Here is a 16,912-nt window from a genome sequence, read left to right as displayed (position 1 = left end):
AGCATGTTGCCGGTGGCTACAATAAGGGCCGTGTCAGTTTTCCAGTCCATCAACCAGTCTCTGAAGCAGGCGTTTCATCCGGCACATCAGATTCGGATGCCTCGCCTGACCTACCCGGCCTTTCCGATCACATTGCGCCCGTTGACTATGGACGATGAAGAGGACTGGAACGAGGTGCGCTGGCGGAACAATGACTGGCTTGCCCCATGGGAATCGGGCGACCCCATGCATTCTGACTCCATCACGTTCAATCAATGGATTCAGCGTCAGCGGTTCAACGAGCAGCATGGCGAAGGTGCCCTGTTCGCCATGGAATACCAGATGCATATCGTCGGCCAGATTTCCTTGGGCGCCATATCGTATGGGGCCATGCGCACCGGTGTGGTGGGCTATTGGGTGGACCAGCGCTATGCAGGGCACGGGTTCGCGCCGATGGCTTTGGCCATGCTTGCCGATTGGGCGTTAGGGGATCCTTTCGGACCGGCCCTGCACCGGCTGGAGATTGCCATATTGCCGGACAATGCGCGCTCGCTGGCCGTGGTGCGTAAAGTCGGTGCGCATCATGAGGGGCTGCGCGAACGATATATGTATGTGAATGGTCGGTGGCGTGACCATGTGACGTTCGCCCTGTTCGCCGAAGATATAGGTTCGGGATTCGCCTCGCGACTCGCCGGAGGACGAAGCTGATGTCCGTGCGGGACGCGGTCTGAATCCGACACGCCCGGATGGAAGGTTCAAGTTCGTCGGTACCTCTCCTATTCTTGACACTATGGGTTATGAGTCACTAAGCACTGTCATCGTGCTGGTGATTGTGACGATTATCATCGTCGTATGGTTGCCTGTGCGCACGGCCAATGGCATGAAGCGTGTGGACGAGCACCGGCAGGATCGATATTCGCCGTCCCTGCATATTGTTGAGGCCGAAAACGGCGAGCGGTTCGGGGATATCAAGCCGCACAAGGCGAAAGGGGCAGCAATGCCAGCATCAACACCGTCAGCAAGGCTGACACCTGAGCATATCGCTCATGTGCGTGAGCTGCGTCGTGCCTCCATTCGTCGTCGCAGAATGTTGGCGGCCGGCCTGCTTGCCGTGACGGTGTTGGTGTTTGTCTCCGCCTTTCCGCTGAAGTTCAGTCCTTGGTTCGCGCTGGTTCCTCTAGCATTGCTGGCGGGTGTGCTGGCGCTGGGAGCCAATGCGGCCCGCCATGCCCGTCTTTGGGAACGTCGGGTATCGCGGTATGAGCATAGGCGTGCGGCACAGAAAAAGACTATGAATCAGGCGCGCGTCGAGGCGGCGAAGATCGCCCAGGCTCATGCGCAAGCTAGCGATGCCATACCGCAGACCTCTCGTAACGAGGCCTCGTCGGACGCGGCCACACACAACGAGACACCTGCGTCCGGCACATCGACCGAAGTGATGGAGCAGCGTGAGATTCGTCGTGCCCTGCGGCAGGCCGAACAGGAGCAAGCCAAGGCCAAGGCAATGCGCAAAGCCGCAGCCGGCCGTTCCACAACATCAGACGATGACTCTGCCCTCTCGGACAAGTCTGGCGAAACGGTCGCCGCATCAATGCCTACTGAGGCGGCGGAACATCGCGCGTCCAACGCTTCCGGCGCCTCTAGCGCTTCCGACCAAGGTGAATCGGCGGCAAGGGCCGCTGTTTCCGCTGCATCCCTGACCGTGCGGGACGAACGTGATCAGGCACAGTCGGATGCAACGTCTGAATTGGCTTCGGTGCACCCCTCCCGTGCGCTGGATGTGTTCGATATGGCCACATCGCAGGATCTCATCTCCTTCACCTTGGGTGGCGAGCAACATAAGGGCGGCCAGTCCGGTCATGCTCCGGAAAGCTTGGAGATTAAGTCAACTCGTCAGGTGTCTAAGGCCACGCCGGCCGAGCCTGAGGTCGTGGAGCGTTTGGTCGACGAGGCACGTGCCGTCAAGGCTGCCGACGATGCCCAGGCATCCGCCGCGCAGGCTGCCGAATCCGATGATACGGCGAATGCGGCGAGCGGAACGGCGGTGAACATCGAGGCCGCCGACGGTGCAGATCGTGCAGCCTTCCACAAGACCGAGGAACAGGCGGACGTCGACGCGCCACAGGCCGCAGCTGATTCCTTGGGCATGGGATTGGATTCCATTCTGGCCCGCCGTGGCAACTGAGCGGTCGTTTTCTCTCACAGCGTTAGCACTCAAGTTGGCAGAGTGCTAACAATCGCGCTACCATGTGTCCTAGCGCAAAGGGACAACGCAAGTGATCGTCAGCCTCTTGAGGCGTTCTGGCGCGGCATTATCGAACTGAACTACAAGCAGATACGAGGTGACCCACAGTGTCGATTAATCTCACACCGTTGGAAGACAAGATCATCGTCAAGCAGGCCGAGGCCCAGACCCAGACCGCGTCCGGTCTGTACATTCCGGACAACGCCAAGGAGAAGCCGCAGCAGGGTGAAGTCCTGGCCGTTGGCCCGGGCCGCCGCGACGACAAGGGTGAGCGTATCCCGATGGACGTCAAGGTCGGCGACAAGGTCCTGTACTCCAAGTACGGCGGCACCGAGGTGCACTACGAGGGTGAGGACTACCTCATCATCGGTGCCCGCGACGTTCTGGCCATTCTTGGCTGAGTAACGCGCCACACGCTTTCCAAGACCCCGGTCCGGTGACCGGGGTCTTTTCGTATCCTCTATGTCCGCCGCGCATGACGGACTTAGCGCTTGGCGTATTTGAGGCCGCGGGCGCGCCGCACGTACACTGGATAGCGGACCAAAGTCGCTATGAAAGAGGCTGTCATGATCGACGCGCCCGCCACCCATCCATCCACGCTGACCGATCTCGCTGATACCCTCGAACGCTCGCTGTCCTGCTCGCGCGAGGTCATCGACCTGGTGGTCACCACGTTCGCGGCCGGCGGCCACCTGCTGCTTGAAGATGTGCCGGGAGTCGGCAAGACCACGCTCGCCCGGGCCATGGGCCGGGCCATCGGCGGCGAGACGAACCGGATCCAGTTCACTCCTGACCTTCTGCCCAGCGACCTGACCGGTGTAAGCATCTATTCGCAGGACTCGCGCGACTTTGCGTTCCATCCAGGGCCGTTGTTCGCCAACATCGTCATTGCCGACGAGATCAACCGTGCGAATCCCAAAACCCAATCCGCCATGCTGGAGGCTATGAACGAAAGCCAGATCAGCGTGGACGGCATCACCCATGTGCTGCCAGACCCGTATTTCGTTATCGCCACGCAAAATCCTATCGAGCTTGAGGGGACGTACCCGCTTCCCGAGGCACAACTTGACCGTTTCATGACCTGTGCCAGCTTCGGCTATCCGTCCGCACAAGCCGAAGCTGCGATGCTCGTCTCCTCGGACTGGTCGCGGCCTCTTGACCGAGTGCATCAGATATGCACCGCAGACGAAGCAATCGCCATTCGCGCCGCCGTACGTAGGGTTGCGCTCTGCGATGCCGTAGCCGATTATCTGGTGGCCATCATCCAAGCCACTCGATCGCGTGAAGATATCCGTTACGGTGCCTCTCCTCGTGCCAGCCTGCATTTGGCGGCTATGGCCCGCGCCTATGCGTTTATCGATGGACGGGATTTTGTGTTGCCGGATGATGTGCGATCGTTGGCCGTACCGGTGCTTGCCCATCGTCTGGTGTTGAGGGACGCTGGCTTCGGTTCGGGGTCACTTGACCGGGCCCGAGACATCATCGCCGACATCGTATCCGCCGCCTCTGTGCCCAAGGTGTGACTATGAGCCGCGTAAGCCGTCACGGATTGACTGCTCGCCGACTGGTGCGGCACGGTCTGATTCGTCCCACATGGGGAGGGGCATTGCTGCTTGTGGCGGCAGGCGGATGCTGTTTCGGCGGACTGTTGCTTGACGAACGCACGCTGATGGATGCCAGCATCGCGTTCGTAGTGGTGTTCGTATGTGCATTGGTACTGGTGGTACTGCAATGGTGCGGTGTGATCGCCATCGGCCAATCTATTCTTTCCAATCAGATCGAACAACGAGACAGCTACGGTACTGTGGTGAGCCGAGTGGTGGGAGATCTTCCCGAACGTCGCGGCTGGTACGTCACCGTGAGCACTGTAGTGCGGTGGACGTCGCCGTTGGGCTTGATTGCGGCTCGCAAGGTTGTCCCTGGTGGAGGACAGACGTTGATTGTGCCGGCCGTGGATGAACATACTGCGAACGACGCGTCCGTGGTGAACACACGACAGGTAGGCTCCGACCAGTCCGCGCATTCAGGCGGTGTGCGCGCCTACGCGCCAGGCGATCCGCTGAAGCTTATCTCCTGGCGGCATACCGCCCATCGCGGCGAATTGATGACCCGCGAATCCAGTCGAGACGTGCCCGCCACCATTGTGTTGGCGCTTAACACGGGCGGCGTGACCGTCGAAGAGCTTGATGCCGAGGTCGCCGCGCTGCTGCCGTACGTACAGGTTTTACGAGATACCGGTCGTACGGAGCGTCTCATTGTCACCGATGGCATGCAGACGTTCGAGGGGAGCGAAAATCTCGAACGATTTTTCGCGGCCGTGCAGCCGTACGCTATGCCGGCGGCATCGTCTGCGTCCGGAGACCGGCGACCCTCGCACGCGAGCAGTGTGAAGAAGCCCGAGCTGCCAAGTGTTCCCGAACGCGCATCAGCCATCGTGCGAACGGCCACGAACGGACAGGGAGCGGTGCAAGTGCTGATCTGCGACGGCACCGACAGTCAAGCGCTTGCCACGGCGTTACGGCACAGTCCGATCGCCGACAAGCTTACGGTACTTGACCCGGCCGATACAGAGCCGTCTGCAACGTCTGCATATCGGCATATCGATGTGCAGACGGTTTCACCCGCCGACCGTACGATGCGAATGGGCCTCGACAAGATTCCCGAGCAACGGACGTTCTCCAACAACGCCGGCCGTGTTCGACTGCCACGACTGGTGTATCAGCTCCTGCCTCATTTCGCGGGCGCTGCCGCGCTGACGACATTCTTCGGCGTGGCGCTCACAGGCCTTTCCGGGCTTATCTCCCCTGACGGCATGTGGATATGGTTCGCGGCTGCGTTGTTGGGATTGGCTGCGTTGGGAACCGCCGTACAGTCCACCACGCGCATGCGTTCCATATTGCGATTCGTGGCCTATACGATGTTCGTGCTGATCGCCACAGCAGCACTGGCTGTGGTACGTTTCCGGCAGATCGCCGCCGCCGCGCACGCCCAGGTCGTCGAGGAAGAGACTTCGCGGGCCACGCAATACGGCATTGCGTCAGATCTTGCTTCCGGTTCCTCCTCTCGATGGAAGTTGTTCGGCGACGTCATCAACACCGGATTCGACCAGCTCAACATCCAACTGCCGCCGCTCAAGGTCTCTGAAGCCAGTGACCTGTTCCTCATCTTGGCGGTGGCGGCGCTCGCCGTCGCGGTGCGATGCCTCCTCGTCTTCCGGCCGTTGATTCCTGCCATGGTCGTGCTGCCGGTGGCGGTGCTCGCCGCCGATTATGCGTTGGTGGGGCATCTGGCACCGCTGTGGGCCATCGGTTTGACCGTTGCGGCCTTCCCTCTTGTCTTGTTCGCTGCCCATCCGGGTCGGTCATACCCTGTTTTGCGGCTGGGAAGGCCTCGTGTCTCGTCGAAGCGGTCCGGAACCATCCGTACAGCCAGCACCAATGCCGGTCGGACGCTCACCGCCACTCCGTTTATCGTTGCCGTGCTCGCCGCCGCCATCACTCTGCCTCTGAGCGGTCCTGCCGCGCTACTGGCGTACCGAGTGCCCCTGTCCATCGGAGAAGGTGGCGGCATGTTCACCTCGAACACCGTCAATCCGATGATCGACCTCAAGCGCAACATTGCCGCCGGTTCGGACGACACGGTGCTGACATACCGGTCCTACAAGCGTCTTTACCTACGCCTGACCACACTCGACAATTTCGACGGCGACACATGGGGATACGACCGTCAATTCGCGCTTGACGCCGGGCTCTATGGCTCGGGCATCCAACTCGGTCGCAACAGCGAAGATGAGCTTTCCCGTTACGACCGTATGATGATGAACCCGTTGGGCGCCTACATGGCGGCGCTCGGTTATACCGGATATGACGTTGCGGTGACTGACCCGAGTTCACTCGAACGATTCATGGTCAACGCCGACATTCGCATCGACACCCTCAAATCACGCTTCCTGCCTGTGCCTGGTAACGTCACGTACCTCGATAATGGTGTAGGTGGCGACTGGCTGCTCTATCAGGACGGTACAGTGTACAATCGCACCACCGGTACCTCGTCGGACCTCGAATATGGTGCAGACGGCAATGCCATCGACCCCATCACCACAGCGTCCGGTTTCAGTCAACTATCCCAGATCACAAGCGCGCAGAGTGTCCTGTTAGGTGACACGGACGTCACCGATGACGACCTGCAGCGCTGGTATCAGGCCCGTCGTGATCTGGCAGATACAGGTCTTGCCGAAGTCCATCGCGATACGGCCGGTGACTTCCTCGTCATCAGGGCAACGATCAATAGCGATGGCAGCGTGACGGGGGCGAACGGATGGCGGCTGGGAGCCGGCAGTTTCCAAGGCGAAACGGCGACCTTCCTGGATAGTACGTCCGCGCCCACGCCGTCCAGCGTGGTATTCGACGATACGATTGTGAAACAGCTGGGCTTCGGTAAGGACAATTACATACTCGGCTTTGGCTCGGGCGGCAGCATGGTAATCGTAACCCCGCTGGATGCTTCGATGTCCAGCGTTGATGCGGACGCGCAGTCGGGGGCTCCCGGCGCTGCGAGCTCGTCTCGCGATATCGATGCATGGGCCAACCGCGTGTTCTCCTTCCTGCATAAGAACACCAGCCTGTCCGTCTACACCGTGGTCAACGGCAGTATTCCACGGGCCAATCAGTCGATCGCCCGCATGCAGTGGTATGTGGACGCCAGCGACAGGCGTGCCCATGAGAACCGTTACACTTCGTTGCCTGAGAAACTGCCCGCCAACGTGCAATCCGTGATCGATCAGGCGCAAGCCGCTGGTATTCCCATCAAGGGAAGAACCTATGACGATCAGGTGCGTGCCATGCGCTGGCTTGTGGACTATTTCACCAATCCGGACAACGCGTTCACCTACTCGCTCGATGCGCCGGATGGCGACGGGCGAGACAATCTCGATGTACTTGATGATTTTTTGGATCCGGACAACGGACATGCGGGCTATTGTCAGCATTATGCTTCCGCGCTCGCCGTACTTGGCCGCTCTCTTGGTGTTCCAACGCGTATTGTGCTCGGCTATAACGCCGGCGTATCCAATCGTGATAAGAACGGCTTCTTCGTAGTGCAGTCCAAGCAGCTCCACGCATGGACCGAAGCGTATCTCAACGGTGTGGGTTGGGTGCCGTTTGACGTGACGCCCGCCACCGCAGAAAACGGATCGGCCGCGTCCGATGCTGCTTCCGCCGGTACCGATAGCACGTCCGATAACACCAGTGATTCCGGCGATGGCACCGACGTCACCGCGACGCCGGATGCATCCGCCGATGATTCAGCCGATAGCTCTGGTGATGCCGCTGACCAGTCTGATGCGTCTGATACCCGTAGTTTCGCCTCGCGTCGGAATACGAACAATGCCGCCGGCAACGCTGGTAATGGTGACGGATGGATGCTGTGGTGGATATCGAATCTCGATGCGCGGTTGGTGGCACGCGGCATATTGCTCGGGTTGCTTGCGGCCGTTGCGCTGGTCGGTCTGTGTTTGGGCGTGCCGCGATTATGTCGTCGTATGCGTAGGCGTCGTGTGCTGGCGGCTATCGCGCAGGCTCAAGCGCATCGGGATGACGGCGATTTGTCTGCCAGAGCTTGGCGCATGACGTGGCGCGAGGTGGTTTTGACTGCGCGAGTCAGGGCGAAAAGACATGCACGGGCCAGAGCAAAGTCTCCGGGGAAAACTCAGGCAAAGTCCAGTCTCATATTTCAGCCAAGCCAGACCGACATGGATATTGCCCGCATCCTTGCCGAGCGATGCCCCGAACAGTCCGATTTCATACTGCTGACGGCCCGTAACGCCACTGCCGCCGCCTTCCGCGGTACCACCGATTCAGTGCAGGGTCTGGCGAGTCGGTTCAGGGCCTTTTTGCAATAACGAGTGCGACGCGACAAAGGCGCTCCTGTCTTGGCAACAGAAGCGCCAGCGGCGTCAGTATCGCTTTTGGGGAGAGGAGTTACACCTCGAACCCGGCCGCGACGAGCGCGTGGTCGATATCACGAATGAGGTCGTCGGTATCTTCAAGCCCTACGGCCAGCCGGAAGAAACCGCGGTGGAATTCCGGCGGATACAGGTATTGGCGCTCGTCGTCCTCGCCAAGGAACACGATGAGGCTTTCATCATGGCCCAAAGAAACGGCCGACGTGATGACATTGAGCTTGGAGACGAATCTATTGTGGCCCTCGTGGTCGGTGTCCAAACCGAACGCCAGCACGCCGCCGAATCCGGAATCCGGGAGCGCCAGTTGATGGACGGCGACGTCATGGTGCGGATGCGATTGAAGACCCGGATATGAGACGAACCTCACGGACGGAATTCGCTCCAGATGTTCAGCGATCGCCAGAGCGGAAGCGTTGTGCTGACGGATACGTAAGGGGAGCGTTACTGATCCTCGATTGATGAGCCAAGCGTTGAACGGCGAGATGATGCCACCGAAGTTCACCTGTGCGGTGAATCGAATCTCGTCGGTACGCGCTTTGGTGGTGGCGATCACGCCGCCAAGCGCGTCGCCGTGGCCGTTGATGTATTTGGTAAGCGACTCGATGACGATATCCGCGCCCAGATCAAGCGGCCGTACGTTGTACGGCGAGTTGAATGTGTTGTCCACCGAGACCAAGATATCCGGATTCGCCTCGTGTGCGATTTGCGCGATGGCGCGGATATCCGAAACCTTAAGTGTGGGATTCGCCGGCGTTTCGATATGTACGAGCTTGGTGTTGGGCTGGAGGGCGGCGCGCACGTTTTCCGGGTCGGAAGTGTCCACGATCGAGGTCTCGATGCCGTACTTCTCCGGCAGGATCTGGTTAAGCAGACGGTAGGCGGCGATATAGGTGGTATCCGAGAAGATCGCATGATCGCCGCGATTGAGGAACGTAGTGAATGTAGCAGCAAGGGCTGCGACTCCGGAAGCGAGTACCACCGCGTCCTCGGCCCCTTCGAGACGGGCGAGTTTTTCTTCCAGATACCGTTGGTTCGGGTGCCCGTTGCGGGTGTAGAGATTCACATCCGAACTTGACCAGTTGATATCGGATGGGTCGTAAGGCAGGGCATAGGCATTGGCTAGTGTGATCGGGCGACGAATCGCGCCGGTCTCCGCGTCGATGCCGTTGCCGAGATGAATGGCAAGTGTGCCGAAGCCGAGCGGCTGATCATCGAAGGATTGTCCATGATGTACAAGATCTGAAGTCATGACTTAAGCATGCCGTTACCGGTTACGTTGCGCAAGCCGTACGAAATGCTGACAAACCGCATGATTGCAGGATTTAAGAGCCGCTTATAAGAAACGCGAAAGCCCTCGTGTGGGGTGTCGGCAGGGGCTGGCGCTAGCAGGTCAGCAATGGATGCTGGGAGTCAGTGCTTTGCGCAATGGAAACGACACGCCGTAAAAACGCTGTTATTGCAACGGTTTATAGATGATTTCGCGGTGTTGATTTGCATTAGTGGAAAATCTATGTTTAGATAGCCAAGTTGCCTGACGAGGTCAAGCCAAGTGGTGAGACCAAGGCGGGAGACAGACTGGCGGATTTCCCAAGCGGTCAAAGGGAGCTGACTGTAAATCAGCCGCTTCGTGCTTCAGTGGTTCGAATCCACTATCCGCCACGCCCCGATAGCTCAGTGGTAGAGCACTTCCTTGGTAAGGAAGAGGTCGTGAGTCCAATTCTCACTCGGGGCTCTCTGGCGGGGTAGCTCAGCTGGCTAGAGCGTACGACTCATAATCGTAAGGTCAAGAGTTCGAGCCTCTTCCTCGCTACAAATTGCGCCCGCCATATGGTGGGCGCGCCCATTAGACCTAGAACACAGAGGTGAATGACAATGGCTAAGAGCGCCGACATCCGTCCGGGCATTACGCTGGCCTGCACCGAGTGCAAGGAGCGTAACTACATCACGACGAAGAATCGTCGTAACACGCCCGATCGTCTCGAGCTCAAGAAGTTCTGCGCTCGTTGCGGCAAGCAGACCCTGCATCGCGAGACCCGTTGATCGCAGAGCATCAAGCTTCAAAAAACCCGACCGGATGGTCGGGTTTTTTGTTTTTCCGCTTCCATCTCAAAGCCGTGCCACTTCTATATGATTCCTACGGTCGCACAACACCTACCAAGAACCCACGCGTCAACCCCCAATGATGGTCTAGAACACCAGTAGGATAAACATCATGACCAGCTTTGCAGATATCACCACCATGGGCGTCGGCGGACCCATCGCCCACTTCATCGAACCGACCACGCGTGTCGGGCTTATCGAAGCTGTGGAAGATGCCGACTCCAAAGGTCTGCCTCTTATAGTGATCGGCGGCGGCTCGAACATGCTGATTGCCGACGAGCCCTTCGCCGGTGTGGTGGTGCGTGACGCGCGCCGCCAAATCACCGTGCCGGATGAGGCCGCCCCGGTCGAGGGTGAGGACCGTACCGTGCATGTCTGTGCCGAAGCCGGCGTGAATTGGGATGATCTTGTGGCGTTCACCGTTGAGCTCGGTCTGGAGGGCATCGAAGGGCTTTCGGGCATTCCGGGCACAGTCGGCGCCTCGGTGGTGCAGAACATCGGCGCGTATGGGCAGGAAGTGGCCACATCGGTGGAGTCGGTGGAAGTGTGGGATCGGAAAACAAAGACCACCAGCGAGATGACGGCGGCTGATCTGCAGTTCGGATACCGTTCCTCCGCATTGAAATCCAGTATGTATCAGGCCCCCGGCCAGCCGGCCGATGAGTTCTTCCCGACTCCGCGTTACGTGGTGCTGTCGGTCACCTTCGTCTTGACTCATTCGCAGCAAGGCACAGTGGGCTATGGGCAGCTCGCCAAGGCGCTTGGCGTTGAGGTTGGGGACCGTATGGATACCGCGACGATTCGCGATGCGGTACTCAAGGTACGTGCCGCCAAAGGCATGCTGGAGGATCCTACACGCTACACATTGGATGCGATGGCCGGCACCAAGCGTGAAGAGAACATTCTTAAGGACCTCAAGCGCCTGTCTGCGCTCAATGAGACCGCGAACATCGCTCCTGAGCCGAACGGCTTGCCTGCCCCTGACTACAATCGTCACAGTTGCGGTTCGTTCTTCATGAATCCGATTCTGCCTGCCGACCAGACTACTCGTCTGCCTGAGGACGCCCCTCGTTTTGCGGCCGAACTGCCAGATGGCACGCCGGGTGTCAAGACCTCTGCTGCATGGCTGATCGACCACGCCGGTTGCCATAAGGGCTTCAAAGCCGATGATGGTGCGGCGGCAAGCCTGTCTACTCAGCACACACTGGCATTGACCAATCGTGGAGGAGCTACGGCTGCGGACATCGAACAGTTGGCCCGTGCGGTGCAGCAACGTGTGCATGACGCGTTCGGTATCGATTTGGTACCCGAGCCGGTCTGTGTCAACGTTCTGGAGCGCTAAAGCCGGAAAACTTTCGGACTCATATCCTCTGCCGGCACATAGACGGCGATAAAGTGCGGTTACCGATAGGTAATAGACAAGTCATACGGCCTCTTCTATACTCGTTTCTCGATGTTTTGTGCGTGCCTGGGCGCGCTTGAGAGAAAAGAGAAGGCTTTATGCAACTGTTCCGCACGAAATCCGTCGAACAGACCATCGCCGAAACAGGTGAGGAAGGGCGCAAGCTCAAGCGCAACCTGACATGGTGGGATTTATCCATCATGGGCGTGGCCGTAGCCGTGGGCGCCGGCATCTTCTCGGTCGGCGCGCAGGCCGCCGCCTTCCACGCCGGTCCGGCGGTCATCATCAGCTTCCTGATCGCAGGCGTGGTGTGCGGGGCTGCTGTGATGTGCTATGCCGAGTTCGCCTCGATGATTCCGGTGGCCGGCTCCGCCTACACCTTCACATACACCACGGTAGGCGAGATCATGGCGTGGATCATCGGCTGGGATCTCATTCTTGAGATGCTGATGGCCGGTTCCGTGATTTCCAAGTATTGGGGCGTGTACCTCAACGACTTCATGCGCTTGATGGGATGGAATGCCAACACAAACCTAACGTTCGGCTCCTTCCATATCGATATTGCCCCGATTATCATCGTGGCGTTCTTCACCACATTGCTCGTCTTCGGCACCAAGATCGGCGCCCGTGTGGATGGTGCGATGACCGTGCTGAAAATCGCCATCGTGTTCTTCGTGGTGATCGTCGGTTTCTTCTACGTCAAGGCCTCCAACTTCACGCCGTTCATTCCGCCTGCGGAACCGGCATCCAGCGTGCAGAGCTCCACGGCTGTCTCTGGCGCAATGGGTCAGCCGTTGTGGCAGTGGGCCACCGGCATGGTGCCTTCCATCTATGGCATTCCGGGCATTCTCTCCGGCGCGGCGCTCGTGTTCTTCGCCTTCATCGGCTTTGACGTGGTGGCCACCGCATCCGAGGAAACCAAAGACCCACATAAGAATGTGCCGCTCGGCATCGGCGTGGGCATGGCCCTGATCATCGTGATGTACATGCTCGTGGCCATCGTGACTACCGGCATGGTCTCCTATAAGGAGTTGGCGCAGCAAGACAGTCCGTCTTTGGCTACCGCATTTGAGCTGGTAGGCGCCAATTGGGCGGCGAAGATCATCAGCTTCGGTATTGTATTGGGTCTTGCCACCGTGGTGATGGTGCTGTTGCTGGGCCTGACCCGTATCGTTTTCGCCATGAGCCGTGACGGTCTGCTGCCGCGCAGCCTGTCCAAGACCGGCAAGCATGGCACTCCGGCAGTCTTGCAGATCGCCGTGGGCGTCGTGGTGGCTCTGGTCGCCGCCCTGTTCGATATCGGCGTGCTTTCCGATATGGTCAACATCGGTACGCTTTCCGCGTTCACGTTGGTGGCCATCTCCATCCCGATCATGCGTAAGAGGCGTCCTGACCTGCCACGCGCGTTCAAGATTCCCGGCAATCCGTGGGTGCCGATTCTGATCGGCTTGGCCAACCTGTGGCTCATGCTGAACCTCACTGTGCTCACTTGGATTCGTTTCGTGGTGTGGCTGGTCGTCGGCTTCGCTATTTACTTCGGCTACGGCTATCGTCATGCCCGTCTCGGCACCGGAGACCTGACTGAAGAGCTCTCTGCGGAAACAGATCAGGCCATCAACGGCTGATCTGCCAGCCGCCTGGCGTACTTTTCGCGCGATTGATACGCAAAGTCCCCGAAATTGGGCCTCTCGGCGTACTTTTCGCGCGAAAAGTACGTTATCGGGCCTCATATGAGCATGTTTCTGTGCGATTCGCGCGAAAAGTACGCATGTGCGTCCCGTGTGCTCGTACACGCAGAGGACACGCAGACGGCGTCCGGTCACGGGCCTAGAATTGACACAGCGTTACTTTCAAGGAGGATTCCATGCCATACGTTGTTGCTCAGCCTTGCGTGGATGTCAAGGATAAGGCCTGTGTGGACGAGTGCCCTGTCGACTGCATCTACGAGGGCTCCCGCTCCCTGTATATCAATCCGAATGAGTGCGTGGACTGCGGTGCATGCGAGCCGGTGTGCCCCACCGAGGCCATCTTCTATGAGGATGATTTGCCGGACGAGTGGGCTTGGTACAAGGATGCTGCTGTCAGCTTCTTCGCAGAGGTAGGTGATCTTGGCGGTGCGTCCGCAGCCGGCCCGATCGGCAAGGACCCTGAACAGGTCGCTGCGCTGCCTCCGCAGAATCAGTGATCTCCCTCGGCCATCTCGCCGCTATCTCACTATCGAACCCCCGAGCCGGTATGGCCGGGGGTTTGTCGTATCTTAAGAACGAGTTGAACAAGAAAGGGCTTCCATGGGTTTCCACGCATATTCCTCCCCGTACGACTGGTCGCGTATCGCCGGATTCAAAGCGACGGCTCAAGCAGTGCCCGGTGGCATGGTGGACCTGTCCGCCGGCTCCCCGGTGGACCCGGTTCCGGATTCGGTTCGTGAAGCGCTGGCCTCTGCGTCGGATGCGTCGAATGCTCACGGCTATCCGGTGACTGTCGGCACCGCCGAACTGAAGAAGGCGATGAACGACTGGTTCCGTGACCTGCGCGGCGTGGATCTGAAGTCCATCAACGCCGCTGTGGTGCCTACTGTCGGCTCCAAGGAGGGCGTCTCTCTGATGGCCTCGCTGTTGCATCTCGGCGAGGGGGATGTGGTGGTCCAGCCACGCATCTCCTATCCGACGTACGAGATCGGTACGCAGCTGGCCGGTGCCACTGTGCTGAAAGTCGATGATGTGGCTGATGTGGAATCATGGGTCCACGTGCCAGGAGTCAGGGCCGTGTGGGTGAATTCCCCGTGCAATCCCACTGGCGATATCATCACCGCAGACTGGCTGGCCGGCATCGTCGCCGCGGCGCGCAGCATCGGAGCGGTGGTGTTGTCGGACGAATGCTATGCGTTGATGGACTGGCGCGCCAGTGCCGCCTCGGTGGAATCCAACGAACCGGCCGCCGGTAGCCAGGCGTTCAGCCTTACCGCTGCACCCAGTGCGTTGAGTCCTCAGGTATGTGAAGGATCGGCCGATGGGATTCTGGCGCTGTATTCACTGTCCAAGCAGTCCAATATGGCTGGTTATCGTACGGCAGTGATCGCCGGCGATTATCGACTGGTGAGCGAAATGGCCGAATACCGTAAGCAGATCGGTCAGATTATTCCCGGCCCGGTTCAGGCGGCGATGGCTGCCGCCTTGAGGGATGTGGCTCAGGTGCGTGACCAGCGGATTCGTTACCGCAGACGACTGTCTCGTCTGGTTGATGCGCTGAACGCTTACGGATATCAGGCCGCAATGCCCTCCGGCGCATTGTATGTGTGGGTGAAGGCCAAATCCGGTGATTGCTGGACCGATATGGCTGCACTTGCCGAACTCGGTATTGTGCCCAGTCCAGGCGAATTCTATGGTGCTCCGGCATATCTGCGATTCTCGTCCACGGCTACGGACGAGAGCATTGACCTTGTCTGCCGGCGTCTTGCCGCATAGATGTGCATAGATGAAGGGATTCATCGTGATAGTCGCGTCGATAGCGATAGATATGGCGTGAAGTAACGGAGCCGGAGGTACGCCATTGTCCGTCCGCCTCCAGTCAACGATTCTACTGGGATATTATTTCCGCCACGTCGATGCATAACGCATAAATTCGCTGAGGTCCAGCGGTCTGATGCGTTTGTCACGGCGCATCGTCATGTCGCGTCGCCACGGCGCATCACGGTACCGGCAGCATGTATGGGTCAGCCTATTGGTGCGAATCTGCCGTTGGGCGGTATCCTTAACTGGAAGAGAGTGGTGCCGAAAGCATTCGGCAAAAGTCCGTAAGGATAGAGGGGCGTCAACGATGAGTCATATTTCCGGTCAAGGGCAGCATCGGACCATGTCCACGCGAACCAGTCGTGTGACGTTGCTTGCCGTGTTCATTCTTGCGCTTGCCGTATGTCTGGGCGCTGGAGTGTGGCTTGCCGCGCATCCCATCGGCAGTGGCGATACACGGCAATCTGACGGTGGCATGGCGTCGAACAGTGCATTGCACAAACAACAGGCCGCCCCGAAGCCGGTGGTCGAACACCACGGCAATTCACCGGACTGCCCGGATACAGACTGCATCGCCATGCTGGTCAATGGCGATCTGCTGTTCCACGAAGGATTGTGGAGCCAGTTCCAAGGGCCCAACCCCAATGCCACGGATGGCACCGCCTTCAATTTCGATCCCTTATTCGAACCGATGAAGCAGTACATTCAGGCTTCCGACATCGCCGTATGTGAGTTTGAAACCCCCATTGCCCAACGTGGAGGTCCTTATGCCGCATATCCGATTTTCAACATTCCTCCGGAGGTCGCGGATGCGGTCAAGAACGTAGGCTATACCGCCTGCACCCATGCCACGAACCATTCGTGGGATCAGGGGGCGGAAGGCATCGCCCGCTTGTGGGATACGCTTGAGGCGGACGGCATCGCTCAAACCGGTTCATACAAAACCGAGGCGGAATCCACCGAACCGTTGGTGATCGATTCGCCAACCGGTGGCGGCAAGCTGGGACTGGTCACCGGAACCGTATCGCTCAACGGCATGACCGCCGATGAGGATTGGCAGGTGGATCGTCTGCGCGAGGCCGGCGATCCCAATCATGACAGCGACATCCAACGTGCGGTGGACAAGGCGAACAAGGCTCGCGAACAAGGAGCCGACGTCGTGGCCATCGCCATGCATTCGGTGCAGGAGTATCTGGATTACGCTGATTCCTGGCAGATTTCCGAGGCCCACGAGCTGGCCGATACCGGTGCATTCGACGTGATCTATGGCGCGGGATGCCATTGCGCGCAGCCGATTGAAAATTACAACGGCACTTGGATCGTCTACGGTCTGGGCAATACCGTCACCGAATCCGCGAATACGCCGGAGACACTGGTGAACAATCAGGGCGTCACCGCGCGTATCCAGTTCGCCGGCAAAAAGGGCGTCAAGGGTTCCTGGCGGGTGAACCGCATCGACTGGGTGCCTACCGCCAATGTGCATCAGGGGAAGTATCAGTGGTGTCCGATCTCGTCCGATCACCCGATCGGCGCATGTTGGGATGAATCGTATGATGCGCAGATTCGTCAGCGCATCTGGGATGTCATCTATTCGATGGGTGCCGACCAGAACGTAGTACGTGAATGGAACATCACTCAGGAGCAGTCCGCCAAATCCGCGCAGTAAGTGGGGCGGCGAGGAGCGTCGCAGATGACCACGCCGCGATTCTCCCACC

Annotated in this window: 12 protein-coding genes and 3 tRNA genes; 14 read left to right on the top strand and 1 reads right to left on the bottom strand. The window is 59.1% G+C overall.

Annotated elements, in window-relative coordinates:
• The first annotated feature begins 3 nt into the window (after window positions 1–3).
• The 5 genes from CUU80_RS05650 to CUU80_RS05630 all read left to right on the top strand — a co-directional run bounded on the left by CUU80_RS05650 (window position 4) and on the right by CUU80_RS05630 (window position 8,123).
• On the top strand, window positions 4–687 hold the full coding sequence (locus tag CUU80_RS05650; RefSeq protein ID WP_243388668.1) for a GNAT family N-acetyltransferase: 684 nt from the start codon (window positions 4–6) through the stop codon (window positions 685–687).
• Between the two features lie 82 nt (window positions 688–769).
• Complete coding sequence (locus CUU80_RS05645) at window positions 770–2,164, top strand: hypothetical protein (RefSeq protein ID WP_100496333.1); 1,395 nt, start codon at window positions 770–772, stop codon at window positions 2,162–2,164.
• A gap of 167 nt (window positions 2,165–2,331) precedes the next feature.
• Window positions 2,332–2,625, top strand: coding sequence for a co-chaperone GroES (gene groES / locus CUU80_RS05640; RefSeq protein ID WP_100496332.1), 294 nt, complete (start codon window positions 2,332–2,334; stop codon window positions 2,623–2,625).
• A gap of 165 nt (window positions 2,626–2,790) precedes the next feature.
• The gene (locus CUU80_RS05635; protein WP_100496331.1) at window positions 2,791–3,747 is read left to right on the top strand and encodes an AAA family ATPase; all 957 of its coding nucleotides are present in this window, start codon (window positions 2,791–2,793) and stop codon (window positions 3,745–3,747) included.
• Window positions 3,748–3,749: 2 nt separating this feature from the next.
• Window positions 3,750–8,123, top strand: coding sequence for a transglutaminaseTgpA domain-containing protein (locus CUU80_RS05630; protein WP_100496330.1), 4,374 nt, complete (start codon window positions 3,750–3,752; stop codon window positions 8,121–8,123).
• Between the two features lie 79 nt (window positions 8,124–8,202).
• On the opposite strand, the gene CUU80_RS05625 is transcribed toward CUU80_RS05630, so the two are convergent.
• The gene (locus tag CUU80_RS05625; RefSeq protein ID WP_100496329.1) at window positions 8,203–9,435 is read right to left on the bottom strand and encodes a trans-sulfuration enzyme family protein; all 1,233 of its coding nucleotides are present in this window, start codon (window positions 9,433–9,435) and stop codon (window positions 8,203–8,205) included.
• A gap of 328 nt (window positions 9,436–9,763) precedes the next feature.
• On the opposite strand from CUU80_RS05625, the gene CUU80_RS05620 reads away from it, so the two are divergent.
• From CUU80_RS05620 to CUU80_RS05580, 9 genes are all read left to right on the top strand, one after another.
• A tRNA-Tyr gene (locus CUU80_RS05620) sits at window positions 9,764–9,845 on the top strand.
• A 1-nt stretch (window position 9,846) separates the two neighbouring features.
• Window positions 9,847–9,918, top strand: a tRNA-Thr gene (locus tag CUU80_RS05615).
• Between the two features lie 4 nt (window positions 9,919–9,922).
• Window positions 9,923–9,996 (top strand) — tRNA-Met (locus CUU80_RS05610).
• 62 nt (window positions 9,997–10,058) lie between these two features.
• The gene (gene rpmG / locus CUU80_RS05605; RefSeq protein ID WP_165775840.1) at window positions 10,059–10,226 is read left to right on the top strand and encodes a 50S ribosomal protein L33; all 168 of its coding nucleotides are present in this window, start codon (window positions 10,059–10,061) and stop codon (window positions 10,224–10,226) included.
• Window positions 10,227–10,398: 172 nt separating this feature from the next.
• Complete coding sequence (locus tag CUU80_RS05600) at window positions 10,399–11,628, top strand: UDP-N-acetylmuramate dehydrogenase (RefSeq protein ID WP_100496327.1); 1,230 nt, start codon at window positions 10,399–10,401, stop codon at window positions 11,626–11,628.
• 158 nt (window positions 11,629–11,786) lie between these two features.
• Window positions 11,787–13,313 carry an amino acid permease gene (locus tag CUU80_RS05595; protein ID WP_100496326.1) on the top strand — a complete coding sequence of 509 codons (1,527 nt, stop codon included), beginning with the start codon at window positions 11,787–11,789 and terminating at the stop codon, window positions 13,311–13,313.
• Between the two features lie 239 nt (window positions 13,314–13,552).
• A complete protein-coding gene (gene fdxA / locus CUU80_RS05590) occupies window positions 13,553–13,873 on the top strand; it encodes a ferredoxin (protein WP_003807898.1) in 321 nt (106 codons plus the stop codon).
• Between the two features lie 103 nt (window positions 13,874–13,976).
• Entirely contained in the window at window positions 13,977–15,152 is a 1,176-nt protein-coding gene (gene dapC, locus CUU80_RS05585; protein ID WP_100496325.1) for a succinyldiaminopimelate transaminase, read from the top strand.
• A 352-nt stretch (window positions 15,153–15,504) separates the two neighbouring features.
• Window positions 15,505–16,863 carry a CapA family protein gene (locus CUU80_RS05580; RefSeq protein ID WP_100496324.1) on the top strand — a complete coding sequence of 453 codons (1,359 nt, stop codon included), beginning with the start codon at window positions 15,505–15,507 and terminating at the stop codon, window positions 16,861–16,863.
• Window positions 16,864–16,912 lie beyond the last annotated feature (49 nt).

Source organism: Bifidobacterium scaligerum (genome assembly GCF_002802865.1).
Classification (GTDB): domain Bacteria; phylum Actinomycetota; class Actinomycetes; order Actinomycetales; family Bifidobacteriaceae; genus Bifidobacterium; species Bifidobacterium scaligerum.
This window is presented reverse-complemented; position numbering and strand designations above follow the sequence as displayed.

Coding starts and splice junctions, on each gene's coding strand:
- CUU80_RS05650 (WP_243388668.1), top strand. CDS start 4: ATGTTGCCGGTGGCTACAATAAGGGCCGTGTCAGTTTTCCAGTCCATC.
- CUU80_RS05645 (WP_100496333.1), top strand. CDS start 770: ATGGGTTATGAGTCACTAAGCACTGTCATCGTGCTGGTGATTGTGACG.
- CUU80_RS05635 (WP_100496331.1), top strand. CDS start 2,791: ATGATCGACGCGCCCGCCACCCATCCATCCACGCTGACCGATCTCGCT.
- CUU80_RS05630 (WP_100496330.1), top strand. CDS start 3,750: ATGAGCCGCGTAAGCCGTCACGGATTGACTGCTCGCCGACTGGTGCGG.
- CUU80_RS05625 (WP_100496329.1), bottom strand. CDS start 9,435: ATGACTTCAGATCTTGTACATCATGGACAATCCTTCGATGATCAGCCG.
- rpmG (WP_165775840.1), top strand. CDS start 10,059: ATGGCTAAGAGCGCCGACATCCGTCCGGGCATTACGCTGGCCTGCACC.
- CUU80_RS05600 (WP_100496327.1), top strand. CDS start 10,399: ATGACCAGCTTTGCAGATATCACCACCATGGGCGTCGGCGGACCCATC.
- CUU80_RS05595 (WP_100496326.1), top strand. CDS start 11,787: ATGCAACTGTTCCGCACGAAATCCGTCGAACAGACCATCGCCGAAACA.
- fdxA (WP_003807898.1), top strand. CDS start 13,553: ATGCCATACGTTGTTGCTCAGCCTTGCGTGGATGTCAAGGATAAGGCC.
- dapC (WP_100496325.1), top strand. CDS start 13,977: ATGGGTTTCCACGCATATTCCTCCCCGTACGACTGGTCGCGTATCGCC.
- CUU80_RS05580 (WP_100496324.1), top strand. CDS start 15,505: ATGAGTCATATTTCCGGTCAAGGGCAGCATCGGACCATGTCCACGCGA.